This is a genomic window from Micromonospora sp. RTGN7, from assembly GCF_033804645.1.
Classification (GTDB): domain Bacteria; phylum Actinomycetota; class Actinomycetes; order Mycobacteriales; family Micromonosporaceae; genus Micromonospora.
Window position 1 is genome coordinate 1 of sequence record NZ_JAPZLF010000016.1, and the last position, 26,135, is coordinate 26,135.

18 protein-coding genes are annotated in these 26,135 nt (G+C 72.5%); 9 read left to right on the plus strand and 9 right to left on the minus strand.

The window, feature by feature from the left end; genetic code table 11:
• Window positions 1-129 precede the first annotated feature (129 nt).
• A complete protein-coding gene (locus tag SNR22_RS21615; RefSeq protein ID WP_320068452.1) occupies window positions 130-687 on the minus strand; it encodes a DoxX family membrane protein in 558 nt (185 codons plus the stop codon).
• A gap of 215 nt (window positions 688-902) precedes the next feature.
• Window positions 903-2,045, minus strand: a complete 1,143-nt coding sequence (locus tag SNR22_RS21620) for a DICT sensory domain-containing protein (RefSeq protein ID WP_320068453.1) — start codon at window positions 2,043-2,045, stop codon at window positions 903-905.
• A gap of 195 nt (window positions 2,046-2,240) precedes the next feature.
• On the opposite strand from SNR22_RS21620, the gene SNR22_RS21625 reads away from it, so the two are divergent.
• Complete coding sequence (locus SNR22_RS21625) at window positions 2,241-3,134, plus strand: DUF2726 domain-containing protein (protein WP_320068454.1); 894 nt, start codon at window positions 2,241-2,243, stop codon at window positions 3,132-3,134.
• A 696-nt stretch (window positions 3,135-3,830) separates the two neighbouring features.
• Here the strand turns inward: SNR22_RS21625 and SNR22_RS21630 are convergent.
• The 3 genes from SNR22_RS21630 to SNR22_RS21640 form a co-directional block, all read right to left on the minus strand.
• Window positions 3,831-4,178: an Lsr2 family protein gene (locus SNR22_RS21630; protein WP_320068455.1), complete on the minus strand. Its 348-nt coding sequence runs from the start codon at window positions 4,176-4,178 to the stop codon at window positions 3,831-3,833.
• 150 nt (window positions 4,179-4,328) lie between these two features.
• The gene (locus tag SNR22_RS21635) at window positions 4,329-4,640 is read right to left on the minus strand and encodes a hypothetical protein (RefSeq protein ID WP_320068567.1); all 312 of its coding nucleotides are present in this window, start codon (window positions 4,638-4,640) and stop codon (window positions 4,329-4,331) included.
• Between the two features lie 64 nt (window positions 4,641-4,704).
• Window positions 4,705-6,429 (minus strand): DEAD/DEAH box helicase, encoded by a 1,725-nt coding sequence (locus SNR22_RS21640; RefSeq protein ID WP_413775681.1) that lies wholly within the window; start codon window positions 6,427-6,429, stop codon window positions 4,705-4,707.
• Between the two features lie 574 nt (window positions 6,430-7,003).
• On the opposite strand from SNR22_RS21640, the gene SNR22_RS21645 reads away from it, so the two are divergent.
• The 3 genes from SNR22_RS21645 (at window position 7,004) to SNR22_RS21655 (ending at window position 11,937) form a co-directional block, all read left to right on the plus strand.
• Complete coding sequence (locus SNR22_RS21645; RefSeq protein WP_320068456.1) at window positions 7,004-8,611, plus strand: cellulose binding domain-containing protein; 1,608 nt, start codon at window positions 7,004-7,006, stop codon at window positions 8,609-8,611.
• A 752-nt stretch (window positions 8,612-9,363) separates the two neighbouring features.
• On the plus strand, window positions 9,364-10,332 hold the full coding sequence (locus tag SNR22_RS21650) for a hypothetical protein (RefSeq protein WP_320068457.1): 969 nt from the start codon (window positions 9,364-9,366) through the stop codon (window positions 10,330-10,332).
• A gap of 3 nt (window positions 10,333-10,335) precedes the next feature.
• Entirely contained in the window at window positions 10,336-11,937 is a 1,602-nt protein-coding gene (locus SNR22_RS21655; protein WP_320068458.1) for an asparagine synthetase B family protein, read from the plus strand.
• Between the two features lie 47 nt (window positions 11,938-11,984).
• Here SNR22_RS21655 and SNR22_RS21660 read toward each other — a convergent pair whose 3' ends face one another.
• Complete coding sequence (locus SNR22_RS21660; protein WP_320068459.1) at window positions 11,985-14,996, minus strand: carbohydrate binding domain-containing protein; 3,012 nt, start codon at window positions 14,994-14,996, stop codon at window positions 11,985-11,987.
• A 299-nt stretch (window positions 14,997-15,295) separates the two neighbouring features.
• Here SNR22_RS21660 and SNR22_RS21665 point away from each other — a divergent pair, with 299 nt between their 5' ends.
• Window positions 15,296-15,763 (plus strand): DUF1203 domain-containing protein, encoded by a 468-nt coding sequence (locus SNR22_RS21665; protein WP_320068460.1) that lies wholly within the window; start codon window positions 15,296-15,298, stop codon window positions 15,761-15,763.
• A gap of 278 nt (window positions 15,764-16,041) precedes the next feature.
• On the opposite strand, the gene SNR22_RS21670 is transcribed toward SNR22_RS21665, so the two are convergent.
• Window positions 16,042-17,043 (minus strand): hypothetical protein, encoded by a 1,002-nt coding sequence (locus tag SNR22_RS21670; RefSeq protein WP_320068461.1) that lies wholly within the window; start codon window positions 17,041-17,043, stop codon window positions 16,042-16,044.
• Between the two features lie 372 nt (window positions 17,044-17,415).
• On the opposite strand from SNR22_RS21670, the gene SNR22_RS21675 reads away from it, so the two are divergent.
• The 4 genes from SNR22_RS21675 (at window position 17,416) to SNR22_RS21690 (ending at window position 22,720) form a co-directional block, all read left to right on the plus strand.
• Window positions 17,416-18,645 (plus strand): sensor histidine kinase, encoded by a 1,230-nt coding sequence (locus SNR22_RS21675; protein WP_320068462.1) that lies wholly within the window; start codon window positions 17,416-17,418, stop codon window positions 18,643-18,645.
• A complete protein-coding gene (locus SNR22_RS21680) occupies window positions 18,642-19,307 on the plus strand; it encodes a response regulator transcription factor (RefSeq protein WP_320068463.1) in 666 nt (221 codons plus the stop codon). Before SNR22_RS21675 ends, SNR22_RS21680 begins: the two co-directional genes overlap by 4 nt.
• A 147-nt stretch (window positions 19,308-19,454) precedes the next feature.
• Window positions 19,455-20,240 carry an ABC transporter ATP-binding protein gene (locus SNR22_RS21685; protein ID WP_320068464.1) on the plus strand — a complete coding sequence of 262 codons (786 nt, stop codon included), beginning with the start codon at window positions 19,455-19,457 and terminating at the stop codon, window positions 20,238-20,240.
• Entirely contained in the window at window positions 20,237-22,720 is a 2,484-nt protein-coding gene (locus SNR22_RS21690) for an ABC transporter permease (protein ID WP_320068465.1), read from the plus strand. Before SNR22_RS21685 ends, SNR22_RS21690 begins: the two co-directional genes overlap by 4 nt.
• A gap of 50 nt (window positions 22,721-22,770) precedes the next feature.
• Here the strand turns inward: SNR22_RS21690 and SNR22_RS21695 are convergent, their stop codons facing one another.
• Both SNR22_RS21695 and SNR22_RS21700 read right to left on the minus strand, forming a co-directional pair.
• A complete protein-coding gene (locus tag SNR22_RS21695) occupies window positions 22,771-24,033 on the minus strand; it encodes a nucleotide sugar dehydrogenase (protein WP_320068466.1) in 1,263 nt (420 codons plus the stop codon).
• A gap of 157 nt (window positions 24,034-24,190) precedes the next feature.
• Window positions 24,191-25,594, minus strand: a complete 1,404-nt coding sequence (locus SNR22_RS21700) for a serine/threonine-protein kinase (RefSeq protein ID WP_320068467.1) — start codon at window positions 25,592-25,594, stop codon at window positions 24,191-24,193.
• Window positions 25,595-26,135: the final 541 nt, after the last annotated feature.

Genomic DNA, 26,135 nt, shown 5'->3' on the forward strand with positions numbered 1-26,135 from the left:
CGGTGGGCCCGGTCCTCTCATGGGGTTCTTTGCTCCCCCGCCCCCCGGGGCGCCCCCCCCGCCGGGCCACCACGGGGGGGGGGGCCTCGTGTTACGTGCCCCCCCCCGCCGCAGGTGGTGCCTGTCGTATTACTGCAGCCAGGGGAACCGCTGGACGATGGCCAGCCGCTTCCAGGCCCGGCCGAGGCCGAAGGTGTCGCCCGCGCCGACCAGGGCGAGGACCGCCAGCACCGCGGCGTAGATCAGGTGGTCGTCCATGAAGGGGTTGCTCGCGGGAGGAAGGACGGCGGTCCACATCATCACCATCAGCAGGCCGCCGCTGATGGCGGCGATCCGCATCCCGATGCCCAGCAGCAGAGCCACGCCGATCGCGCCGAGGCCGATCATGAAGAGCCAGTCCGCCCAGGCCGCGCCGGCAATCCCCTGGTAGAAGCCCTTGAACGGGCCGGTCGCGCCGAAGCTCAGGAAGCCCTTGGTGGGGCTGCCCCCGTCGATCCAGGCGTTCTTCGCCGGGGTCGCGTGGCCGAGGCCGAACATCTTGTCGAGGAAGGCCCAGAGGAAAATCCAGCCCAGGGCGATCCGGATTCCGGCGAGGACGTACCGAGTGGCTCGCTCCGGGGTGGTCTCGGTCGCCGGAGCAGTGGTTCCGGCGGTGGTCCGCCCAATTGTCGCGGTCATGGTGTCCACGTCCTTCCGTGCCTCGCACCGCGCGTCCCGGTGGCAGTTCTATTGGATCCCGTCTCCGGTGTCCCGGTCAGGGCCATTGGGTCCGCTTCCGACCGGGACCTTCGGCCCCTGTCCACCCGCTACGGCCAGCCGTTATGGCTTGGTCCGGGACCTTACCCGCCGCTCCCGGGGGTCGCCGAATGGACCACTGGCGTCCAGCCCGTCCGGACGGGCTGCTAACCGACCGGCACCTCGGCCGCCGCCGTCTCCGGTGCCAGCCGGGCCACCGGCACGCCCTCCTGGACGGCCCACCCGACGGCGTGCCGGACGTCGGCCACGGGCAGCGGCCGGCGGGCCGTCACGGTGACCGCCGCGTGCACGGCGAACGCGACGAACGGGTACGACCGGGCCAGGCCCGCGACCGCCTCGTGCACCTGGCCCGCCACCGTCACCGCCTGCTCCTCCGTCAGCGCCGGCAGGATCAGCAGGTACTCCTGGTCCGACAGGCGCACGGCCCGGTCAACCAGGCGCAGCGGCGCGGTCACCGCCCCGATCACCGCCTGCGCCTCCCGGGCCGCGCTGCGCCGCCCGAAGCGCTCCGGCGAGCCGGGCGGCTCGTCCACCCGGATGCCGATCAACGCCACCGGCAGCGTGCCCGACGCGGTGATCCCCTCCGCGCCCGTCCACCGCCGCATCCCCGGCTCGTCGAGCAGCGGGGTGGAGCCCTCGGCCGCCCCCGCCTCGCGGCCACGCTCACCCGGCTCACGACCGGCGGTCCAACGGGCCCGGGCGGCCCGTTCGGCGTGCGAGAACATCAGCCGCAGCGCCGCCTCGCCGCGCGCCTCGCCGGGCGTCGCGGGCAGGTCGCAGACCCGGGCGAGCACGTCGTCCACGGCGGCGCGGACCGAGTCGGGGAGCCGGTCGGCGAGCCGGTCGCGCAGCCGCACGACCTCGTGCAGCGCCTCGTCCCGGCGGAACCCCCAGCGGCCGTCGAAGAGGCGGCCGGACTCCAGCGTGACCGCCGGCTCGACCTCCGCCCGGTCGTACGCCACCAGTGCCGCGCCGAACCGGGGGGTCAGGGCGACCACGCTCCACTCCCGCGCCAGGTCCTCGTCCTCGTCCAGGCCCACCCCGTGCACGCCGTCGGGAAGCCCCACGGGGTGCTGCCCGACCACGCCCACCACCGTGACCGCCCCCGAGGCGGCGATCCGCTCGTAGACGGACCGCTCCCGGTCCAGGTACGGCATCCGCTGGAAGAGCGCCACCACCACCAGCGGCCCGTCCTCGGCGGTGGCCAGGGCGGCGCGTTCGATGGCGTGGGAGACGGAGACGAGACTGCGTTTGGTCAGAAGTTCCGGAATCCGTCCACTGTGCAACACCCGGTGAGCCTAGAGAATCGGATGTTCGACCGCAGCCGCCGGCCCTCCGACCCGGGCGGCGGGGCAGCCAGATCGACCGCCCCGGAAGCGGGTCGGGCCGATCGAGGATCCGACGCGGGCCGCACCGGCGACGTGGGAGGCATGATCGACGGCCTAGACTCGGGCCGGTCGACGGCCCGACGGATGGACAGGCGGATGACGAGCACCGTAAGTGACGACGGCTCCCTGCTGCGCCCCGTCGCGGCGTCGGCCGGCCGTGGCCCGCTCCTGGCCCGGGGCGGTCAGCTGGTGTATCCCGCGCGGCGGCTCGGTGAGCTGCTGCACGGCCGCCCACCCGGCATCACCGGTCACCAGTGGAGTTCGGCGAGTCGGGAGGGCTTCGACCACGTGGTGTGCGCCGCCGCCACCGGCCGCCCACTGTTCGCCGTGGAGGTCGGGCCGCCGACGTCGCCAGGCTCGGCGGAGCAGCGTGTCGAGCGGATGAAGAATGCGGTCTGCGCGGCGGTCGGCCTGGCGGTGCTGCGGATCGCCTCGACCACCCTGCACGCAGCCGGCCACGGCCGGCGGATCGTCGAGTACGTCATCGACGCGCGCGGGTACGCCGAGGTCATGCGGCCGGATCCGGAGCACACCGACCCGGGGGAGACCACCCCGGTCGTCTTCCGGGACATCGTCGGCCGGCTGCCGGACGGGCGCACCGGCCACGTCAACGACCTCGGTGCCCTCGCCCGGATGGCCGCCGTCGAGGCGTACGTCTCCCGGCGGCTGGTCGACCCGATCGTCCGGGGCCTGCACGTGAGCTGGGCGGACGGCCCGGCCGAGGGTTGGAGCTGGGTCGAGGTGAGCCCGGGCCGGTGCCTGGTGGAACGGGTGAAGGTGTGGGAGCACCGTTTCTCCTGCGGCGTGGAGCCGCGGCGGTTTGCCGAGGATCTCGCCGCCGTGGCGGTGGGTGAGCGGCTGCGCGGCCTCGACGGCGGCGAGCCGGAACTGGTGGCCCGCGAGCAGCTCGACCGGGACATCCGCCGGCTGCGGGAGCGCCGCGACGAGATGCGGGGCGGCTTCGGTTTCGACCATCTGTGCGCCGACTGACGCATTCGGTGGCCCTCCGGGGGATGCGTGGCCCTGCGGATCCTGGGAATTTGCTGGCGGTGCGCTGAACGCCCGTCAGTAAATCCTCGTACCCGGGCGAACCTTTGCCGGCGTGGCTCCGTGGTCGGACGGGAATGGGCAGGGCCCTCCCCGCCGCGCCGACCGACGCGGGCGACGGTGCGGAAAGGGCATCGTCGGTAATCGACATGCGGCCGGATGGGCCCGGTGCTCCTCGCTGCGGGCCCACCCCGAATTGATCGGTCCGGCGGGCTCACGAGTCGGCCGGAGGATCACGGCGGAGAGCAATTCGGGGCGCGGGCTCCCCGTGGGACGCGCCGGCGTTCTTCGTGGCCGACCGAGGACGGCCGGAACGGCGGCGCTCCGGAAACCCGGCCGGCCGGGAGTTTCGAAACCGCTTGGTGCATGGTCCGGGCCGGTGGCGGCTCGTACCGTATCCCGATGAGGAAGTGGTCGAACCAGATCCCGCCCGGGGTATACGGGCCGGATCAACTGAGCGGGCGCGGCGACGCCACGACGTTACCCGGGCCGCCCCGGGGCGGTTCGCCCCGGGCGGCCCGGTCCCGTTGTCCCGGCTGGTCGCCAAACCGGCGGCCCGACGGCGGGCAGCGGCCTGACATGCGGCGACGACGAGTGGACGCGTGACGCGGGAACCCGGATCACGGCCAGGTCACTGACTCAGCGGCTCTTGAAGGCCTCGACGACCGACACCGGGATGCGCCCGCGGTCGGAAATCTCGTAGCCGTTCTTGGTGGCCCATTCCCGGATGGCTCGGTTCTGCTCGCGGTCCATTCCGGAGACCTGTGGCCTGCCTGGGCGACGGGTGGTCCGGCCAGTCTCGACCGGTCCACGACCGATGCGCCGGCCGGCGTTGATGTACGGGTCGAGCGCGTTGCGCAGGGTGCCGGCGTTCTCGTCGGAGACATCGATGGTGTACGCCACGCCGTCTAGGCTGAACTCGACGGTTCGATCCGCCTTCCCGCCGTCGAGGTCGTCAGTCAGAACGGTGATTACTTTCCGGGCCATCGCCAATTACTCCTCGTGTGGGGCGGGTGTGATTAGAGTTTGACCTATCGCCCGGCAAATCCGCAAGAATATGCCCCGTTTGTATTTCGGCGCGTCGGAGTTACCTACGATGGAATCCCGTTGCATCGGTGGAATTTGCCAGCGCGGCGCTCAGTCGGCGAGCAGGCCGGCGTGCCCCGCTGGCGCGGCCGGCTCGGTCCGGTTCGACACCCGTAGCCGGCGCAGCAGCGGTGCGGGCAGCACGGCGCAGCCGTCGAGGATCGCCAGCAGGGGCGGCAACAGTTCCTCGGGCTCGCTGCTCTGGGGCAGGAACCCCACGGCGTCCCCGGTCATGCCCACCAACCTCCGCCCGCCCGTCATGGCCGGCAGGAGCAACTCCAGGCCATGGACGAAGAGGGGGTGGTCGTCAACGACGGCGAGCCGGATGGTGGTCTTCGCGGCCCTGACCGTCGCGGCCGTCATTGCCGGACTGCCCGGCCCGCGCCGCCGTGCAGGGGCGCGGGCCGGCCGTCGTCGTCGGCGGCGGTCAGGGGCGGTCGCGGTCGCGGCGTACCGTCGTCTTGCGGCCCTTGATGGTGCTGCCGCGCAGCCCGGCGATTACCTCTTCGGCCATCCCGTTCGGCACCTCCACCAGTGAGAACCGGTCGGCGATCTCGATCGAGCCGATCTCCCGGCCGCTGATCCCGGTCTCCCCGGTGATCGCGCCCACCAGGTCCTGCGGGCGCACCCCGGCGCGCCGGCCCAACCCGATGAACACCTGGGTGGTGCCCCCCGAGCGGGGACGGGCCGGGCGACGGTCGCCGCTGCCGGCGCCTGCGCGACCCTCGTACCCCGGGCGGGTCTCCCGCTGCGGGCGGACCGCGACCTGCGGGATCTCCTCGTCGTCGTCGTCCGAGCCCGGCGAGGCGGCCTCGTGGGCCAGCTTCACCGCGGCGAGGGCGACCTCCATCAGGTCGAACTCGTCCGACAGCGACTCCACGATCACCCGGAACGGGTCCAGGTCGTCCTCCAGCAGCGACTCCCGCAGCGCCGCCTGGGTCAGCTCCAGCCGCCGGGTGCGCAGGTCGGCCACGGTGGGGATCTTGTCGATGGCGATCCGCTGCCCGGTGACCCGCTCGATGGTCTTGAGCATCCGGTGCTCACGTGGCTCCGCCAGGGTGATCGCCACCCCCTCACGGCCGGCCCGGCCAACCCGGCCGATCCGGTGCACGTACGACTCCGGCGCCGACGGCACGTCGTAGTTGACCACGTGGGTGAGCTGCTCCACGTCCAGGCCCCGGGCCGCCACGTCGGTGGCCACCAGCAGGTCGGCGGTGCCGCCGCGCAGCCGCCCCATCACCCGGTCCCGCTGCTCCTGGCTCATCCCGCCGTGCAGCGCCTCGGCCCGGTAGCCCCGGCCGTTCATCGTCTCGGTGAGCCGGTCCACCTCCTCGCGGCTGCGGCAGAACACGATCGCCGCGGTCGGTGACTCCACGTCCAGCACCCGGCCCAGCGCCGCCGGTTTGTGTCCCCGCATGACGATGTACGCGCTCTGCCGCACCCGGGGCGCCTCGCCGGCCACCTGCTGCTCCCGGCCGATCTGGATCCGCACCGGGTCGGTCAGGTGCTGGCGGGCCATCCCGTCGATGCGCGACGGCATGGTCGCCGAGAACAGCACCGTCTGCCGCTGCGCCGGGGCGTGCTCCAGGATCGCCTCGATGTCCTCGGCGAAGCCCATGTCGAGCATCTCGTCGGCCTCGTCGAGCACGACCGTCGCCAGCTCGCCCAGCCGCAGGGTGCCCCGGGCGATGTGATCCAGCGCCCGCCCCGGGGTGGCCACCACCACGTCCACGCCCAGGTCCAGGGCGCGCAACTGGCGGCCGATGGGCTGGCCGCCGTAGATCGGCAGCACCCGGGTGCCCAGGTCCTTGCCGTACCGGTGGAACGCCTCGGAGACCTGCACGGCCAGTTCCCGGGTGGGCACCAGCACCAGCGCCACCGGGTCGCCGCCGGGTCGCCGGTCAGGCAGGTGGTGTAGCAGCGGCAGGGCGAACGCGGCGGTCTTGCCCGTGCCGGTGGCCGCCTGGCCCAGCAGGTCCCGACCGGCCAGCAGGGGAGGAATCGCCTCCCGCTGGATCGGGGTCGGCTCCTCGTAGCCGAGAGCGGAGAGGGCGCCGAGCAGTTCGGCGCGCAACCCGAGGTCGGTGAAGGCGGTCGCCTCGTCGGTGCCGGCGGGGGCGGCAGGGTCGATCGGTGTCGGTGCGGAACTCATGCCACAAGCCTTTCATCACCCCTCGAGGCGCGCTCGGGCGACCGGCACAACCAGCTTCCTCGGGCCTGTGGCGCGGGCGACGGCGCCGGTGTGCCGCGACCAGCCTGCCGTCCCTGCTGCCGAGAGGACAACTGAACCGGTTGAGAAGCATTGGTCCGCTGCCACTGGTGAACGGGGTCGGTGTCTGGGGCTGGGTGCTCTTGATCAACAGGCAGGTCGAGCGGGTGGACCACCCTGAAGCCGGAGCGGCACCATCGACGATGCGGCTCAGTAGGGCGCACGCCACGGCCGCGCCGAAGGCGGCGAAATCGCGCCCTCGATTCACACTCTTGTAACTTAATCGGTTCAGTGCTTTGATGAGCCCATCGGGCAACCAGCACGATCGATGTCTTGCTTTCGGGCCAGGCTCGGCCGCGTATCGCTCCTTCTTCGGCGCAACGACCCCTGCCGCCTGGCTCGGGCGGTCGGGGCCGTAGCCCCGGCCCAGGGAATCCCCTCCCTGTGGTCATCGCCCGAAGCGGCCCGGGCTGGCCGCGACAAGTTCAGCGTCCCCCCGAATGGTTAGGAGTTCAGCATGCCCAGGAAGAAATACCGGCTCGGACTGTCCGTAGGCCTGCTCCTCGGCGTTCTGCTGGCCGCGATCGGCGTGTTCGTTGTGGGCCCCGGCGCGCAGGCCGCAGCGTCACCTTTCGTCCAGCGGTGCGGTATCCGGTTCTGTCTTGACGGCAAGGCGTTCTACTTCGCCGGGACGAACACGTACGACCTGTTCACCTATGGCAGCGGATCGGGTGACACCGAGACCCAGTACATGGACAAGGCCCGCATCGACGGCCAGTTCGCCCGGATGAGCGCGGATCGGGTCACGGTGGTGCGGACCTGGCTGTTCAGCATGGAGAGCTGGCACGGGTTCGAGACGGCCGAGGGCGTCTACAACGAGCAGCAGTTCGCGCTGTTCGACTACGTCATCCAGTCGGCGAAGGCACACAACATCCGGCTCGTTCCGGTCTTCGAGAACTACTGGGAGGCATACGGCGGCATCGACCGCCGCCTCCAGTGGGAGGGCCTGTCCGGCGGTCACCCCGGACGCGGTCAGTTCTTCAACAAGTCCAAGTGCCCCGGCTGCTTCACCTCGTACAAGAACTACGTCAGCCATGTCCTGAACCGCGTCAACCACTACAGCGGCGTCAGCTACAAGGACGAACCGACGGTCCTGGCCTGGGAGTTGATGAACGAGCCTCGCTACCAGGACCAGACCCCGAACGAGAACACCACGGGCACCACCCTGCGGGCCTGGGTCGACGAGATGGGCGCCTTCGTCAAGGGCATCGACCCCCACCACCTGCTCGGCGCCGGCCTGGAGGCGCATGAGACGCGGTACGGGTTCGGCGGCGACGAGGGCAACCCGTTCGTGTACATCCACCAGTCTCCGTACATCGACTTCACCTCCGCCCATCCCTACCCGACCGAGTCGTGGGCCGACCTGGACCTCGTCGAGACCAAGGCGCTGGTCCGGCGGTGGATCTCAGACTCACACAACCTGCTCGGCAAGCCCTTCTTCATGGGCGAGTTCAATACGCACGACGTCGACCGGACCGCATGGTGGCGGGAGCTCTTCGCCGACTTCGAGGCCGCCGGCGGCGACGGCAGCGCGTTCTGGTGGTATGCGGATCGCGAGATCGACGGCAAGTTCGGCGTCACCCAGGGCGATCCGGAGTTGGCCGTGTTCCGTGCCCACTCAGAGCGGATGATCGCCAAGAGCGGCGGCACGGTCCCCACGGTCGGGCCGACCGTGTCACCGACCGGCCCGAGCCCGACGGCTTCTCCGACGGTGTCCCCGACGACGCAGCCCACCTCGCCGCCCAGCACATGCACGGTGCGGTATGTGTTGTCCGACTGGGGCAACACCTTCAACGCCGACGTCACCATCCGTAACGGTGCCGGCAGCCCGGTCAACGGTTGGGCGTTGACCTTCTCGTTCCCCGGTGCCCAGGCCATCAACAACACCTGGAACGGGGAGACCACCCAGTCCGGGAAGCAGGTCACCGTCCGAAACGCGTCGTGGAACCCCACGATCGCCGCCGGTGGCAGCGTCAACTTCGGCTTCTCCGCCACCTCGACTCCCGGGACCAACGGTGTCCCGACGGCCTTCAGCCTCAACGGCGTCGCCTGCGCCAAGAGCTGACATGTCCGGTGCGGGCGGCCTGACGGAGGCCCGCACCAGCCACGGGTGTCCCCGGCCGAACCGGCCGGGGACACCTGACGGTTTCCGCCGCCGGCCGCGGCAGCCTGGCCCGACCCGGGCTGGGCGGGCCCGCCTCCGCGCCCCGGGCCGATTCGTGCGCGCGGGCCCCGCTGGGGGGCCGCAGGACCAATACGCGAAACTCTCCGTTCTCGGGCGCGGTCCGGCTCCACGGTCGGCGGAGGGGGGCTGCGCGAACGGCTGAGTTCGGCGAAACTGGGACAAGGGCCTCTTCCTCCGGGAATCGAGGCCCGGGCGGACGGCCGGGGTGCCGCACCCCCCCCGGCCGACCGGCTCCACCTCGGTCAGCGGTTGAGTCGCAGGTAGCAAACTCGGCGGTCACCGGCGGCTCGGCGCCGCCGTACGCCGCCAGCCCGATCCGGGAGAGCAGCGTCGCCCGGGGGAGTGTCCACGCCCTGTCCCCAGTCCGGTTCTTCCCGTCCTGACTGGCGCGGCCCGTGCTCGTGCTCGTCGGCGGTCGGCCCGACCGGTGGGCCCGTCGCACGCAGCCGGGCGGCGGCGTCGCCCGGGGCGGCACCGCCGCTGCCGGCGGTCCGGGCGGTCCTCGCCGTTGGGCGGTGGTCTCCGCCGTTAGGAGGATATAGGAATATTGTTCGTGCTCGCCCCACTTCTGGTGATTACGGTGTGTATCAGGTCAATCCACACGATGTCGTGCCGGGAGAGAGGACCCGATCATGCGAGTGCCCAGTCGACGTACCGGCCCCCGCCCCGGCCTGCCAGTCGCGTCCGCCACGCCGGCCCGGGGGGTGGCCCGGGGGGTGGCCCGCCGACCGGCCCCGCCCGCCGCCCCGGACCTCGTCGCCTACCGGGCGGCCGTGGCGGAGCTGCTGATCGAGGTCGGCGCCCTGGCCGAACCCGAGTCGGCGGGGGCCCGACAGGTGCTGCTCGACGAGCGGCTGCGCGAGCCGGCGATCGCCGCGGTGCTCGACGCCACCCCGCAGGGCCTCATCGGCGCCCGGGAGACGCTGCTGCTGGAGATGGCCCGCTACCGGCCCAACCCGCGCAGCTCCGCCGCCGACCTCACCGCCCTGATCCGGATCTACCTGCTCTCCCGCATCGACGTGCTGTGGTGGCGCGACGCGCCCACCTTCATGACCGACGCGGAGGTGAACGCCAGCGCCGACCTGGTGGACCTGGAGTGGCTGCGCCGCCGCGACCTGCTTCGCTTCCGGTACCAGGAGCAGCCCGCCACCGTCGTCGGCCGGGGCGTGCGGGCGGTGTCCCGCCGGTTGCTGCCGCAGGCCCGGCCGCACACCGCCGGGCTGAAGTTCCGCCGGGCCCGGCGCGAGGTGGTCGGCCTGCTCAACGACATCGGCCGCGAGTTCAACCGGATCACCCCGCCCGGCACCCCGCCGCTGTGGGTGACCAGCCTGGTCCGCAGCGCCGAGCATCAGCACCAGCTACGTTGCCTCGGCTACGCCGCGATGGTGCCCAGCGGGCACTGTCTCGGCTACGCCGTCGACGTGGAGCTGGCCTGGTTCGAGCGGTTCGGGGCCCGGGAGGCCCTGGCCGGCCTGCTGCTCGCCCGGCAGCGGGCCGGGGAGGTCAACGTGGTCGACGAGGGACAGGCCTGGCACCTGTGCCTCGCGCCCGCCGCCGGGCAGCGGTTCCGCCGGTCGTACGAGGCCGAGATGGGGGTCTGAGCCGTGTGCGGCATCGCGTTGAGCATCGGCCCGGAGGCCGACCCGGCCACCTTCCGCCGGATGCTGGCAGTTCTCGCCCCACGTGGCGAGGTGACCGAGACCCGCCGGGAGGCCGGGCTGCTCGCCGGCACCCGCCGGCTGCGGATCGTCGACCGGGACCGGGCCGTGCAGCCCTGGGTCTCCGCTGACGGGCGGTTCCTGCTATGCCACAACGGCGAGGTCTTCAACCACCACGAGCTGCGCGCGGAGCTGACGCGACTCGGCCACCCGTTCCGCAGTGAGAGCGACATCGAGGTGCTGCTCGCCGCGTTCCTAACCTGGGGCGAGGACGCGGTGCGGCGGCTGCGCGGCGAGTACGCCTTCGTCGTCGTCGAGCGGGCCACCGGGCGGGCCTACCTGGCCCGCGATCCGCTCGGGGTCAAGCCGCTGTACTGGTCCCGGGTGCCCGGCTGCCTGCACCTGGCCAGCGAGGTCAAGGCGCTGGTCGGGCACGGCGCGCCGGTGTGCGAGGTGCCCCCGGGGCACCACGGCTGGGCCGAGCCGGGCGGCGACGTCCGGCTGCGCCCGTACGTCGACCTACTGACCCTCGGCGAGGGGCTGCCGATGGTGGACGACCCGGACGAGGCCGCCCTGCTCGTCCGTGCCGCCCTCACCGACAGCATCCGGATGCGGGTGGACACCGACCTGCCCCTCGGCGTGGTGCTCTCCGGCGGGCTGGACAGCTCCCTGGCCCTGGTGCACGCCCACCAGATGCACCCGAACTGCGTGGCGGTCACCGTCGGCGTGCCGGAGAGCCCGGACGTGGCGTACGCCCGGCGGCTCGCCGCCGACCTGGGGGTGCCGCACGAGGTGGTCGAGCTACGCCCCCGCGACGTCCGGCTCGCCGATGTGCGGGAGGCCATCCGGATCTCGGAGCTGACCGAGTACGGGGACATCATCAACGCGGTGGTCTCGGTGCCGATCTTCCGTCGGCTCCGCGAGCTGGGCGTGCGGGTGGTGCTCACCGGGGACGGCTCCGACGAGCTGTTCGGCGGTTACCCGATGTACCACCAGGTCGGCCCCGAGCGGGCCCGCCGGCTGTTCCTGCACCGGATCCGCAACCTGTGCCGTACGGAGTTGCAGCGGGTGGACCGGGCCAGCATGGGCCACGGGGTCGAGGCGCGGGTGCCGTTCCTCGACCTCAGCGTGGTGGAGCTGGCGATGCGGCTGCCGCTGGAGCTGAAGCTGCGCGAGGGGCGGGAGAAGTGGATCGTGCGGCGGGCCTTCGCCGACGTGCTGCCCGACTACGTGCTGCGCCGGCCGAAGAACCCGATGTCGTACTCGTCGGGGCTGCACGAGCGGGCCCGGCTCTACAAGCCGCTGTTCGCCCGGCTGCACCGCTCGTTCGGCTACCACCTGCTCGAACCCGTCCGGCGGGACTTCGACAGCGTGCTCAGCCGGTGCGGCAACGACCTTGACCGGGCCATCGCCGACGGGCTGGCCAGGCCGGACTACACGATGCTGGAGCACGCCCGGGACCTGGTCGGGGCGGCGAAGTGGAACGCCGCGCCGGTGGTTCGCCGGCTGGTCGGCCCGCGCGCCACGCGACGTACGCCGGTCGGCTGAGCGCTGAGCCGGTGGCGGGGCGGCCGGCCCGGCCGCCCCGCCATCGGTCACCGCAGGTAGGAGCTGGTCTCGCCGATCTTCCCCGGTGCCGGGTTGCCCGGCAGGTCAAGCACGTACACCCGCAGATTGCCCTTGCCGGTCGCGGTCGCGGTCAGCGTCCCGTTGGTGACCGTCTGCACGTCGCCGGTGACCGCGTCGACGTACCGGCCGTTGGGAACCCCGGTGAACGTCGCGCTGCCGGAGACCGTCACCAGCGCGAAGCTGTCCACCGCGCCGGAGGTGAACCGACGCTTGTAGGCCATCGAACCGCTGATCCCCTCGGTCGAGTACTGCCCCTTCTGCAGGGCCGGCACCGCCCGGCGGATCAGGTTGAGCCGCTGCACGTGCTTGACCAGCGGCTGACTGAGCGTGGTGGCCACCGGCCCGGTGGCGGAGCTGACCTTGCCGAAGTCCGACGCGGTGACCGTGCCCTGAACGTGGTCGCCGTAGTAGGCCCGGCCGGTGGTGGCGAGGGGACAGGTCGGCCCGCAGTCGATCTTCGCGCCCTTCTGGAACTCGATCTCCGAGCCGTAGTAGAGGGTCGGGATGCCCCGGAACGTCCACATCAGGCTCATGTTCTCGGCCCAGGCGTCGGTGCCTCCGGTGTACCTGGTGTTCGACTTGTTCGGCCCGTAGTCGTGGCTGTCGACGTAGACGACGTTGTAGGTGGCGTCGTTGTAGCTGTCGTCGGAGTCCTTGCCGTTGCCGTACGCGTTGTTGGCGTCGCCGAAGTTCATGTGCATCCGCATGTCGATGACGTTCATGCCGGAGAACTTCGAGTGGTCCGGGGCGTGGTAGGTGTTCCCGCGCAGGAACGCGTTGTCGGTGGTGGGCTGGCCGCCCGGGCCGGCGAGCTGCTCGTAGTCGAACTGCTCGATAGCGGCCCTGACGTCGTCGGGGCTGTACTCCTTGCGCTCCTTCCAGGTGAAGAACTGCGCCGAGTGGTTGACCGAGCCCCGGTTCCACTTGTCGTTGACGAACGCGGCGACCTCGCCGAAGACGTAGAAGTCCTTGCCCTTCTCGCCGTGCTTGGCCAGGGCGTGCTGCTGGATGGCGGGCAGGAAGCGACGGTTCCAGGTGACCCGGGGAATGTGCACGGCCGTGTCGATCCGGAAGCCGTCCACCCCCATGTCGATGTACCGGTTGTACGCGTCGATCAGGTACTGCTGCACGGTGGAGTTCTCGGTGTTGAAGTCGGCCAGGTCCTCGTGCAGCCAGCAGCTCCGGGCGTCCTCGCCCTCCCAGTTGCCGATCCAGCACTGGTGGTACAGGTCGGCCGGGAAGAGCTTGTTGGTGGGGGCCGGCCACTGGCACTCGTAGAGTTTGAAGCCCTCGGGGCTGGTCCCGTTCGGGGTGCCCCAGCGCGGGCACTGGTTGCCGGCCGGCGCGGCCGTCGACCACACGTCCCCGTTGTACGCGCGCCCCTTGGCCAGGGCGTTCTGCGCCGGGGTCAGCTCCGGATCGGTGCCTGCGTGCTCCACCATCGGGTCGTACCCGCGGCCCGGCTCCTGCTTGCTGTACATCCACTTCCACTGCTCGTCGCGGACGCCGTACACGGTGGGGGTGAACAGGCCCTTGGCACCCCAGCGGGAGCTGTGGTTGTAGACCACGTCCTGGAAGATCTTGATGCCCTTGCCGTGCGCGGTGTTGATCAGGTCCTGGTAGCTCGCGCCGGGGCTCTCCAGGCGCGGGTCGACGCGGTAGAAGTCCCAGCCGTGGTAGCCGTGGAAGTCGTAGTCGGACCGGTTCAGCACCACCGGGGTGATCCACAGGGCGGAGAAGCCGAGCCCCTTGATGTAGTCCAGTTTGTCGATCAGGCCCTTGAAGTCGCCCCGGAACATCGGGTCGTTGTTGGCCGCGTTGCCGGACCTGACGTGCTGGCTGCCGCCCCGGTTGTTGGCGTTGTCGCCGTCGGCGAACCGGGCGGTCATCACGAAGTAGACGCTGTCCTCGCGGGGGTCGCCGCCGAGCGGGCTGCCGGCCGTCGCCGGGGGCGGGGCGGCGCCGGTGGTCGTCGCCGCCGGGGTGCTGGCCGGTGAGGTGTTGCCAGCCGCGTCGTACGCCCGCACGGTGTACTCGTAGCGGGTGTTCGCGGTCAGCGCGCCGTCGAGGTGGCTGGTGGTGGCGGTGGTCATCGTGACCGTGCCCTCCGGCCCGCCGGTGCGGGTGAGCCGGTACCCGGTGACCGCGCGGTCGTCGGTGGACGCCGCCCAGGACACCGCCACCCGCACCCCGTTCGCGGTCGCGCCCAGCCCGGTCGGGGTGGACGGCGCGGTGGTGTCCGGCGTCTCCGGCGCGCACGGCGCGCTCGCGCCGGGCGTCACCACCCCGCCCTTGACCGTGGTCACCCCGACCCCGATGGCGTAGTCCGCGCCGTTGTTGTTGTCCCAGTTCCCGGCGCCGTTGTTGAACGCCGCCTTCATCGTCGTGGCGGCGCCCAGGTCGACCACCCGGCGGGCCCATCCGGTGCAGCCGGCCTCCATCGGCACCCCGGGCACGGCGGTCCAGGCTCCGCCGGCGGGCTGGTAGTGGATGTTCGCCGCGGTCCAGCCCCGGGTGGCGACGTGGTACCAGACGTCGGCCGTCCGGCCGGTCGGCGGGGTGGGCGAGGGGGTGGGCGAGGGCGGGGTGCCGGCGCAGGGGTCGCCCGTGCCGACCACGCCGCCGGAGACGGTCACCGCACCGGTGCCGAGGTGGTAGTTGCGGCCGTTGTTGTTGTCCCAGGTCCCCGCGTTGTTGTTGAAGACCGCCTGGAGGCCGGCGGCGGATCCGGCGTCGACGGTCCGCTTGCGCCAGCCCGTGCAGGCCGGCTCCATCGGTACGCCAGGCACGGCCGTCCACGCGCCGCCGTCGGGGGCAAAGTGGAGGTTCACGGTGCCGGTCCACGCGGCGGGGGGCTGGTAGTAGACGGTCACGGTGTTCGCGGCGGCGGCGATGCTGAGCGGGGCGAGCCCGACGACCAGACCGGCGGCCGTCGCGGCCCCGATCATCCGTCGTCGTCGCCCGGTGCTGCTGCCCATCGGGGCTCCTCGGGGGTGAGATGTCGGCGCCTGGGCCCGACGGGGGACGGACCCCCTGCGGGACAGCCCTCAGTTCGGGGGTGGGCTGTCCGATCCGGACAGCCATCTGACGCATGACGTCAAGAATGGCCGGATCTTTCTGCAAGGTTTTGCAAGTGTCGAGAAAGTTACCACCATCAACCTCCCGACACCAGATGTTCACAACAGGCGGGAAAACACCCTGCCGGCGCGGCCTGCCACGCGAGCGCGACAACCGATTCCCGCCAGCGTCCCGGCCGCTCAGCGCGCAGGCTGACCGCATGACGACGACCCCCAACTTCCGGGTCCGGGCACTGCCGCCCGAGGTCCCCGCCGCCGTCCGCGCCGCCGGCCGGGACGCCTCCGGCCTGCCGCCGCACCGTTCGACCGCCACCGGCGGTGAACCGCTGCGCTGCTGCCTGCGCGACGCCACCACGGGCGAGGAGATCATGCTTTTCGGCTACGCCCCGCCGATACCGGCGGGCCCGTACCGGGAGGTCGGCCCGGTCTTCGCCCACGCCGGCCCGTGCGCCGGCCCGTCGGCGGGGTACCCGCCGGCCTGGCGCGGGCGGGCGCAGGTGCTACGCGCGTACGACCGGCGGGGGTGGATCCACGACGCCCGGGTGCACGACGGCGCCGACCCCGAGGCGGTGATCGCCGAACTGCTGACCGACCCGGCGGTGGAACGACTGCACAGCCGCAACGTGGCGTACGGATGCTTCATGTTCACCGTGGACCGACCCGGCTGACTCCGCCGTGGTGGACAACGGTCGATGGCTGCTGGAGCTGCTCAACGACGTCCGGCAGGACCACACCCGCTGGTCGGTCACGGACCGCACGTACCGCCTCCCGGTCACCCCGTAGATCTTGGAAGATTTCGGCCCCCGGGTGGGCCGTTTCCCCTCCAGGATCCGTCCTCGGCGCGTAGTGGCCGGCGTGGGGTGGGGCGGACAGGTGGGCGGCGGCATGCCGGTGGGCCGGGTGCCGTGGGATGCGATCCCCGGCGCCCGGCCCACCGTCCCCCTCGTCAGCGCTGCTTGGGATCGAAGGTGTAGTCCACCCCGCCCACGTCGTACTTCTCACCGAGCTCCTTGGCCGGGCCGACCTGGACGACCTGGAGCACGTACGGCCTCTGCAGGATCTGGTCCACCGAGAAGCTGAGCGACAGCACGGGCCGCTCGTTCGGGTTGATCAGCAGGTCCCTGATCTGCGCCCTGTACGGGTCGACGATCTGGATCGAGGTGTTGCCGACGACCCGGATGCCCTCACCCGGCGCACCCGCGGCCCGCCAGCGCTGGAACATTTCGGGGCCGAGGTCGGCGACGATCTTGGCACCCGGCACCGCCTCGCCCAGCGGCCGGAACGCGAGGTCGAACTTGGCCGGCACGGCCAGGCCGTTCGCCAGGGCGTACGGCCGGACCGAGACCGAGCCGGGGGTGGCCGCCGGGACGGTGTTGGCGTTCTTCCAGGCGATATTGTTGTTGTACTGCGTGTTGATGGACGTCGCCGTGCCCTCGAACAGCATCGGGTCGGTCGGCGACTCCCAACGCAGCAGGAGGCAGAAATGCCCGATGGAGGGCACGTTGTTCCACGCGATCGACGTCGTGGTGACCCCTGCGGCGACCACCAGCGGCTTCGAGCCGATCGGCGTCCAGTGGGCCGGCCAGTTCGCGGCACCGCCGGAGGTGGTGTAATACGCCTTCAGCGTTCCGCTGCTGATTCCGGAACCGTACTGGCCGGGGTTGTTCAGCTTCACGAAAATGTAACTCGTCGAGCCGACCACCGGATTCGTCGACGAGGCGCACTCCACCGCGGTGGGGCAGATCTTGATGTCCGGGCTGTTGAAGAACGACGAGTAGATGGCACCGTGCGGCTCGTAGCCGGTGTCGCTCGCGATGTCCCGGATGTAGACGTCGGTACGGGCGTTGGCGGACACGCCGCTGCCAGCGTCCGCCGCGACTGCGGCGGTGCCGCCCACGGAGAACGCCATGATGGCGGTCAGTACGGCACCGAACAGTAGCTGCGCCACGCGCGGACGTGGACGTGTGCGTGCGATTCTCATGCTGATTCCCTTTCGACGGTGCGGTGGAGGTCCCGAGTGCTTCCGGTGTTCCCGTCCACCCGGCTCGATTACTGTAGGGCAATGGCCACGATCAATGAAACATGTAAGAATGGCGATTACTCAAAGGGTGTCCGTGTTTGCCGGGGAGGTGGTAATTCCCGGATACGGCGGAACATGAATCAATTAGTCACGCGCGATCGTGTATCAACGGCTGCCCGCGGCGCTCCTGTACGCCTGCCCGTTCGCGTCCCCACCCGACGGGCCCACCGGGAGCCGGGTGCGCCCCGCCGCCCGGCACCGCCCGGCCCGGCCCGGACCGCACGCCGGCCCGTACGCTGGGTGACCGTGAGGCGGATCCTGTTCGGCTGGCCGCTGCGCAGCGTGGCCTTCGACGTGGCGGTCTCCGGCTTCGTGGTGCTGTTCGGCCTCGTCAGCGCGGTCAACCAGCCCGGCGGGTGGTGGGCCACCGGAGTCGGCGCGGCGATGGCCGTGGCGCTGCTGTTCCGGCGTACCCACCCGTCGGCGGTGACGGCGGCCATCGCCGTGCTCGCCCTGGTCCAGGTGGTCGCCGGCTGGGGACCGTTGGCCTTCGACGTCGCCGTGCTGATCGCCCTGTACAGCGTCGTGAAGTACGCCGAGCGGCTGCGCGACGGCATCATCGCCGGGATCGTCGCCGCCGTTGGGGTGGCGCTGGGCGCGTTCCAGATGCGGGGCACGGCCGCCTGGTGGGCCACGGCGATCTGGTTCGCCCTGGTCACCGGCGCGGTCTGGCTGATGGGGCTCAACGTGCGTACCCGCCGGCTCTACGTGTTCAGCCTGGAGGAGCGGGCCACCACCCTGGAACGCGAGCGGGAGGCCGAGTCGCGGGCGGCGGTGGCCGAGGAACGCACCCGGATCGCCCGGGAGCTGCACGACGTGGTGGCGCACAGCATGGCCGTGATGATCGTGCAGGCAGACGGGGCGCGGTACATGTTCGACCGGGACCCGGAGACCGCCCGGGAGGCGGTGAAGGTGGTCGCCGACACCGGCCGGCAGGCACTGGAGGAGATGCGCCGCCTGGTGGGCATACTGCGGGAGCCGAGCGCGCCCGACCCGGCGGCCGGGCCCGCCGGCCCGGGGCCCCCGGGCCTGTCCGCGGAACCCGTGCACCGGCGACCGGCGCTGGTGGGGCTGCCCGACCTGCTGGACCGGTTCCGCGCCGCCGGGCTGCGCGTCGACTGGACGGTCACCGGCGAGCCCTCGGCGCTGTCGTCCGGCCTGGAGCTGACCGTGTACCGGGTGGTGCAGGAGGCGCTGACCAACGCCCTCAAGCACGCCGGGGTCGGCGCGACGGTCACGCTGGGCCTGGACCACCCGCCCGGCGCCGTCGTGGTCCGGGCCGCCGACGACGGTCGCGGCCGGCCCGTCGTCCGGCCCGCGCCCTCCGGCGGCCACGGCCTGGTCGGCATGCGCGAACGGGTGACGGTGTACGACGGCAGCCTCACCGCCGGGCCCAGGCTGGCCGGGGGGTGGCAGGTCGAGGTGCGGCTGCCGCTACCGTCGAGCACCGTGACGGAGGTGACGGCATGACGGTCCGCGTGGTGATCGTGGACGACCAGGCGCTGGTGCGGGCGGGATTCCGGATGGTGCTGGGCTCCCAGCCGGACCTGACCGTGGTCGGTGAGGCGATCGACGGTGCGGACGCGCTGCGGCTGCTCGACCGGGTCGAGGCCGACGTGGTGGTGATGGACATCCGGATGCCGACCATGGACGGCGTCGAGGCGACCCGACAGATCTGCGCCGGCCGCCCCGATGACCTGCCCCGGGTGCTGGTCCTGACGACCTTCGACACCGAGGCCGACGCGTTCGCCGCGCTCCGGGCCGGGGCGAGCGGCTTCCTGCTGAAGAACGCGCCCCCGGAGGAGTTGCTGGCCGCGATCCGGGTGGTGGCCGAGGGCGATGCGGTGGTCGCCCCGTCGATCACCCGCCGGCTGCTGGACCGGTTCGCCGGGCAGCTCGGCCCCGGTCCCACCGGCAATCCCCGGCTGGCCCAGCTCACCGAGCGGGAACGGGAGATCCTGCTGCTGGTGGCGCAGGGGCTGTCCAACGCCGAGATCGCCGCCCGGGTGCACGTCGCCGAGGCGACCGTGAAGACCCACGTCGGACGGATCCTGGCCAAGCTCCGGCTCCGCGACCGGGTCCAGGCCGTGGTGCTGGCGTACGAGAGCGGCCTGGTCACCCCCGGCGGCTGACGGCGGGCACGACCTGAGATGTACGGGACCACCCCGTCGGGGGTGACCTGCGGCGCACGGGGGTCGAGCGCGCGGGTGGACGCGGGCGCGCCGGCGTCGCCCATAGCGTCGGAGACGTCCAGCCAGCGTCTCCACGGGGAGCACCACGTGTCCGTACCATCTCTCGCGTTCGCCGCCGCCGGCGTCGCGGTCACCGCCCGGGGCCTGCGCAGGGAGTACGGCGCTGGCCCGGCGCGGGTCGTCGCCCTCGACGGCGTCGACGTGGACTTCGCCGCCGGCCGGTTCACCGCCATCATGGGCCCCTCCGGCTCCGGCAAGTCCACCCTCATGCACTGCCTCGCCGGCCTCGACCGGCCCAGCGCCGGGACGGTGCGCATCGGCGACGCCGACACCGGTCGGCTCGACGACAAGCGGCTGACCCTGCTGCGCCGCGACCGGGTCGGCTTCGTGTTCCAGAAGTTCAACCTGCTGCCCGCGCTGACGGCCGAGGAGAACATCGTGCTGCCGCTGGCCATCGCCGGCCGCCGCCCCGACCCGGGCTGGCTGAGTCAGGTGGTCGCGGCGGTCGGGCTGACCGACCGGCTGCGGCACCGCCCCGCCGAGCTCTCCGGCGGCCAGCAGCAGCGCGTCGCCGTCGCCCGCGCCCTGATCACCAAGCCGTGGGTGATCTTCGCCGACGAGCCGACCGGCAACCTCGACTCCCGCTCCGGCGCGGAGGTGCTGCGGCTGCTCCGCGAGGCCGTCGACACCCTCGGCCAGAGCGTCGTGATGGTGACCCACGACCCGGTCGCCGCGAGCCACGCCGACCGGGTGGTGTTCCTCGCCGACGGCCGGCTGGTCCGCGAGCTGGCCGCGCCGAGCGCCGAGGCGGTCCTCGACGCCCTCGCCCACCTCGACCCGGCCCCGGCCGGCCCGACGGGGGCCCGTCGATGATCCGGCTGACCCTGCGCACCATGCGCGCCGACGCGTTGCGGCTGCTGCTCTCCTCGCTGGCCGTGGTGCTCGGCGTCGCCTTCATCGCCGGCACCCTGATCTTCGCCGACGGCGTGCGGCAGGGCGCGTACGACCGAGCCGGTGTCTTCGACCGGCACACCGACCTCGCCGTGTACGCCGACAAGACCCCGATCCCGCCCGCGCTGGTCGAGCGGGTGCGCGCGGTCGACGGGGTGCGCGCCGCCGACGGGGAGCTGACCGGCACCGCCGGAGTGGTCGGCTCCGACGGCCGGCCCGTGCTCGGCTTCGCTGTCCTCGCCGCGATCCCCACCGACCCGGCCCTGGCGTCGTACGACGTGGTGGCCGGGCGGCTCCCGCAGCGCACCGGCGAGCTGGTCCTCGACGCGCCGACTGCGGCGCGGGAGAAGTTCACCCTCGGGTCACCGGTGAGCGTGGGCGGCAGCGGGGGAGCGGCCCGCCCGTACACCCTGGTCGGCACGGTCGACGTGGCCGGCACCTCCCGGGACGTCGGCGGGCCGTTCATCGGCCTGGCCGGGCCCGACGCCCTCGCCGTCGTCGCGGAGACGGGCTACGGGCGGATCATGGTCGCCGCCGCGCCCGGCGTCCCGGTGGCGGAGCTGGTGCGGCGGGTGGCGGCGGTGACCGGCGCGGGTGCGACGGTAAAGCCTCGGCAGGCGATCCTCGACGACGCCGTCGACGAGGCGGTTCGGGACCTGGAGCAGTTCAACCTGTTCCTGCTCACCTTCGCGGCGGTGGCCGTCGTCGTGGCCGGGTTCGTCATCGCCAACACCTTCGCCATCGTGCTCGCCCAGCGCACCCGGCGGACCGCGCTGCTGCGGCTGGTCGGCGCGACCCGGGGTCAGGTGTTCCGGGCTGCGCTGCTGGAGGCGGCAGTGACCGGGCTGGCCGCCTCGGCGCTCGGCGTGGCGGCCGGCACCGGCCTCGCCGTCGGGATGAACGCGCTGATGTCCGCGTTCGACGTGCCCGTCTCCGGCGGCGAGCTCGCCGTCACCGCGTCGACAGTGCTGACCTGTCTGCTGCTGGGCACCGCCCTCACCGTCGGGGCCGCCGCCGTACCGGCCTGGCAGGGGACCCGGGTCGCGCCGGTGGCCGCGCTCACCGATGCGGCGGTGCAACCCACCCGCCGGGCCGGCCGGGTCCGGCTGGCCGCCGGCGCACTGGTCTTCGGCTCGGGGGTTGCCGCGCTGGTGGCGGCGGGGATCGTCGGCCAGGTGCCGCTGGTTGCGGCCGGCGGGGTGCTCACCTTCCTCGGCATCGTGCTGTTCGGCCCGGTGCTGGTGCCGGCGCTGGTGCGGGTGTTGGGCTGGCCGGCCCGCCGGCTGTTCGGGGCGGCCGCCGGGCTGGCTGTGGCGAACGCCGTGCGCAACCCGCGCCGGATCGCTGCCACCGCCACCGCCCTGGTCATCGGCATCGGACTGGTGTCCGCGTTCGTGGTCGGCGCGCGCAGCGTCAAGACCGGCATCGAGCAGGCCGTCGACCAACAGATCGGGGTCGACTTCCTGGTCACCGGCGTCGGCGGGGAGCTGCCGCCGACCCTCGCGGGCGAATTGACCGCCCGCGCCGAGCTGGGCGTCGTGCACGAGCAGCGCAGCCGGGTCAGCGGTGGGATCGAGCTGCGCGCCGCCCACCCGGCGCTGATCGGGCGCACCCTGACCGGTGTGGACTCCGGCGACGTGGCCCGGCTCGGACCGGGCCGGGTGCTGGTGCACCGGGAGCTGGCCCGGGCGGAGGGCTGGGCGGTGGGCGACAGCGTCACCCTGGCCGGGCGGCCGTTCACCGTGGCCGCCGTCGTCGCCGCCGACGGCCCGCTGCTGGCTGGCAGCCCCGTCCCGGCCGGGCACGTGATCGATGTGGTCGACGCCGACTTCACCCGCCTCTTCCCGGCCGAGCGTGGCTACCTCGTCGAGGTCGACCCGGCCGCCGGGGTGTCCGCCGAGCGGGCTCGGGAAGCCGTCGAGTCGGTGGTGACCCGATACCCGACGGTGAACCTGATGGACCAGGCGGCGTACAAGAAGATGCTCACCGGCACGGTCGACATGCTGCTGGCGTTCGTCACTGCGCTGCTCGGCCTGGCCGTGGTGATCGCGCTGGTCGGGGTGGCCAACACGCTGAGCCTGTCGGTGCTGGAGCGGACCCGGGAGAACGCCGTGCTGCGCGCGGTCGGGCTGACCCGGGGCCGGATGCGGGCCATGCTCGCCGTGGAGGCGGTGCTGATGGCGCTGGTCGGCGCGGTGCTCGGGGTGGGCCTCGGCATCGGGGTCAGCGCCGGGGCGATGGCCGTGGTCGCCCGCCTCGGCGGCAACTTCACGCTGGTCCTGCCGTGGGGGCAGCTCGGGCTGATCCTCGCGGTGGCGGTGCTCGCCGCGCTCGCCGCGTCGGTGCTGCCCGCCCGCCGGGCCCTGGCCCGCCCGATCGTGGAGTCCCTGGGCGCGGAGTGAGCAAGGGAGGGGCCCCGATCTCCGGGGGCCCCTCCCTTGCCGTGCCTCCGTCAGAGGCGCTCGACCATCGGGCCGTGGCACCGGTTGCGGGTGTCGAAGACGTATCGGGCGTGCCGCACCACCAGCTCGTAGTCGAGGCAGTCGTGGTCGGTCACCACGACCACCGCGTCTGCCTCGACGATCTCGCGCTCGGTCAGCTTGACCACGGTCACCCCGGCGGGGACGTGGTGCGCCTCGGCGTACGGCTCGATCGCCCGCACCTGCGCGCCGAGGGCCTGCAGGCGCCGGGCCACGTCGACGGCGGGGGAGTCCCGCATGTCGCCGGTGTTTTTCTTGTACGCCAGCCCGAGCAGCAGCAGCCGGGCCCCGCTGACCGCCCGACCGGCCCGGTTCAGCCCGCCCATGATCCGCTGGGTGACGTGCTCGGGCATCTCGTGGTTGACGTCGTTGGCCAGCTCGATGAACCGGAACTGCCGGCCCAGCCTCCGCTTGACCTGCCAGGACAGGTAACACGGGTCGATCGGCAGGCAGTGCCCGCCGACGCCCGGGCCGGGGCGGAACGGCATGAACCCGAACGGCTTGGTCTCGGCCGCCTCGATCGCCTGCCAGACGTCGATGTCGAGGTGGTGGCTGAGCATCGTCAGCTCGTTGATCAGGGCGATGTTGACCTGGCGGAAGGTGTTCTCGATCAGCTTGGTCAGCTCGGCGACCCGGGTGGAGTCCACCGGCACGGTCCGCTCGACCAGCCGGCGGTAGAACGCGTCGACCCGGTCCAGGGACTCCGCGTCCACGCCGGAGACCACCTTCGGGGTGTTCTCCAGTTTCCACTCCGGGTTGCCGGGGTCGATCCGCTCGGGGCTGTAACCGAGGTGGAAGTCGCCGGGACTGGTCAGCCCGCTGGCCGACTCCAGCAGCGGCCGGAGCAGCTCCTCGGTGGTGCCGGGGTAGGTGGTCGACTCGAGGATCACCGCGCAGCCCGGCCGCACGTACGGGCCGATGCCCACCCCGGCCTGCTCGACGAAGCTCAGGTCGGGGGCGCCGTCGCGCAGCGGGGTGGGCACGGTGATCACGCAGACGTCGAAGCCCTCGGCGTCGGTGTACTCCGTGCTCGGGTGGTACCGCCCGCTGCCCAGCGCCCGGCCGAGCCGGTCGGTCGGAATGTCCTCGACGAACGACTCGCCGGAGGCGAGCCGCTTGACCCGGTCGGCGTCGACGTCGAGGCCGACGACGTCCAGCCCCGCCTCGACGGCCCGCATGGCCAGCGGCAGACCCACGTATCCCTGGCCGATGACGACCAACTTCTCAGCGCTCACCCGTGCTCCCGCGGTAGACGACGGAACGTTCATCCTCGTCAGGGTAAGGGAGCATCTGCGTTTAAAGTCCGATTTGGGGATGACGGGGCCGGTGGGAAAGCCGCGACCCCGCCCCGGATCGGTCGATCCGGGGCGGGGTCGGTCGGCGCAGGCGCGGTCAGTTGTTCTCGGCGGGTGGGTCGGCCGGGGTGCTGGCCGTGGTGGGCGGCGGAATCGCCGGTGCGCTCGTCGTGGGCGGCGGAATCGCCGGTGCGCTCGTTGTGGGCGGCGGAATCACCGGCGCGGTGGTCGTCGCGGGCGCGCCGGACGGGGACGGCATGGCCGATCCGCTCGGCTGTGGGGTCGCCGTCGGGCTGGCCGGCGCGGAGGTGCGCCCCGAACCCGGCCGGTTCGTGCGGCCCGGCTCGACCTTGGTCTCCTCGGTGGCATCCGAGTCGTCGCCCTGCTGGGTCGGCACGGCCGCCGGGGCGGTCGGCTGGAACTTGGTCGCGGGCGCGTCCGGGTTCTTGGCGGCCCCCAGGGCCGCGCCGAGCGCGACCAGCGCCACCAGCACGGCCACCAGCGCGCCGACCAGGGTGCCGCGGCGTCGGCCACTGAGGGTGGACGTGGCGCGCGAGGCGGTCGGGCGCACCGGCTGCAGGTCGTTGCGGGTGGTGCCGCTGGCGCCCGTGCCGACGGCGGCCCCGGTGGCCCCGCGCAGCGCGATCGGCACGGTGCTGGTGGGCGCTGAACTGTCCGAGACGGCGGCCCGCGCGGCGTCGGCCATCGCCGCACCGGTGGCGAACCGCTCGGCCGGGTCCTTCGCCAGGGCCCGACCCACCAGCTCCCGCACCGGCGTCGGGATCTCCTGCGGCAGCTCCGGCGGCTCGTCGTCGAGGTGCCGGACGGCCACCTGCAACGGATTGTCCCCGGTGAACGGCGGCCCGCCGGTCAGGCAGCAGTACGCCACCGCGCCGAGCGCGTAGATGTCGGTGGCCCCGGAGACCGGCCGGCCGGCCGCCTGCTCGGGGGCCATGTAGAGCGCGGTGCCCGGCACTGCGTTGGCACTGGTGATGCTCGTGACGTTGGTCGACCGGGCCACCCCGAAGTCGACCAGCACGACGGTGCCGTCCTCCTGCACCAGCAGGTTGCTCGGCTTGACGTCGCGGTGCACGATGCCGCCGAGGTGCGCCGCGTGCAGCGCTTGGGCCGCCTGGGCGACGATCGACATGGTCTCGGCGACGTCGAGCTGCCTGGCCGCCTCGATCCGCCGGGACAGTGGTTGCCCCTCGACGAACTCCATGACCAGGTAGTCGGCCCGCCCGCCGTTGGGCAGGTCGTCCTCGCCGCAGTCGTAGACCTGCACGATGCCCGGGTGTCGCAGCGCCGCCATGATCCGCGCCTCGGTCCGGAACCGGGCGATGAAGTCGGGGTCGGAGACCAGCGCCGGCAGCAGGACCTTCACCGCGACCTGGCGGCCGAGGATCTGGTCCGTGGCACGCCAGACGTCACCCATGCCGCCGGTGGCGACACGGTCGTCCAGGCGGTACCGACCGCTGAGTACGACTCCTGAAGACAACACGGCACTACCGTACCCAGAGCCGGCTCGGAGTACTTCTCGTGAGCCGGTCGCGCCGGCCGGACCGCCCCGGGCGGCGGGGCGGCGGACGGGCCCCCGAAGCGGATATTCGGTGATCGATTCGCGACGCCCGGTCACAAGATCCCGCCGAGGGGAGCGTGGCCTGCGGATCCTGGGACACCTGGGGTCAAGGGTTCGATGCCGATCGGCCGGGCGCTGAGTGGCTCGATTGCCATACTTCGACGCACCGTTTTCACCAGTTGATAATTCTCACTTTTTGCCGCGCCGTTGATCCGTCCGCCCAGCCCCTTCACCCCTGGCGTCGGCACGACCCGGTCCGGCCCGGGACAACCGGTGCGCAACGACCCCCGGCGGTCGTGCCTCGTGGTGAGTCAGGGCGTACCGTCCGAGTACGGTTTCGGGCGTGATCGGGCCAGCGGGGGGCTGATGGTGCGGAAGGAAGTCCCGCCGCCGGACCGGACCGGCGTCGGGTGCGCCGCGGTCGGCGCGCGTCGGTCCCCGACCGGGCAGCGGGCACGGCGCA

What these genes read in the sequence shown, in the direction of transcription:
- SNR22_RS21625 (WP_320068454.1), top strand. Translation starts at nt 2,241, where the DNA reads ATGACGAGCACCGTAAGTGACGACGGCTCCCTGCTGCGCCCCGTCGCG.
- SNR22_RS21630 (WP_320068455.1), bottom strand. Translation starts at nt 4,178, where the DNA reads ATGGCCCGGAAAGTAATCACCGTTCTGACTGACGACCTCGACGGCGGG.
- SNR22_RS21635 (WP_320068567.1), bottom strand. Translation starts at nt 4,640, where the DNA reads ATGACGGCCGCGACGGTCAGGGCCGCGAAGACCACCATCCGGCTCGCC.
- SNR22_RS21640 (WP_413775681.1), bottom strand. Translation starts at nt 6,429, where the DNA reads ATGAGTTCCGCACCGACACCGATCGACCCTGCCGCCCCCGCCGGCACC.
- SNR22_RS21645 (WP_320068456.1), top strand. Translation starts at nt 7,004, where the DNA reads ATGCCCAGGAAGAAATACCGGCTCGGACTGTCCGTAGGCCTGCTCCTC.
- SNR22_RS21650 (WP_320068457.1), top strand. Translation starts at nt 9,364, where the DNA reads ATGCGAGTGCCCAGTCGACGTACCGGCCCCCGCCCCGGCCTGCCAGTC.
- SNR22_RS21660 (WP_320068459.1), bottom strand. Translation starts at nt 14,996, where the DNA reads ATGGGCAGCAGCACCGGGCGACGACGACGGATGATCGGGGCCGCGACG.
- SNR22_RS21665 (WP_320068460.1), top strand. Translation starts at nt 15,296, where the DNA reads ATGACGACGACCCCCAACTTCCGGGTCCGGGCACTGCCGCCCGAGGTC.
- SNR22_RS21680 (WP_320068463.1), top strand. Translation starts at nt 18,642, where the DNA reads ATGACGGTCCGCGTGGTGATCGTGGACGACCAGGCGCTGGTGCGGGCG.
- SNR22_RS21690 (WP_320068465.1), top strand. Translation starts at nt 20,237, where the DNA reads ATGATCCGGCTGACCCTGCGCACCATGCGCGCCGACGCGTTGCGGCTG.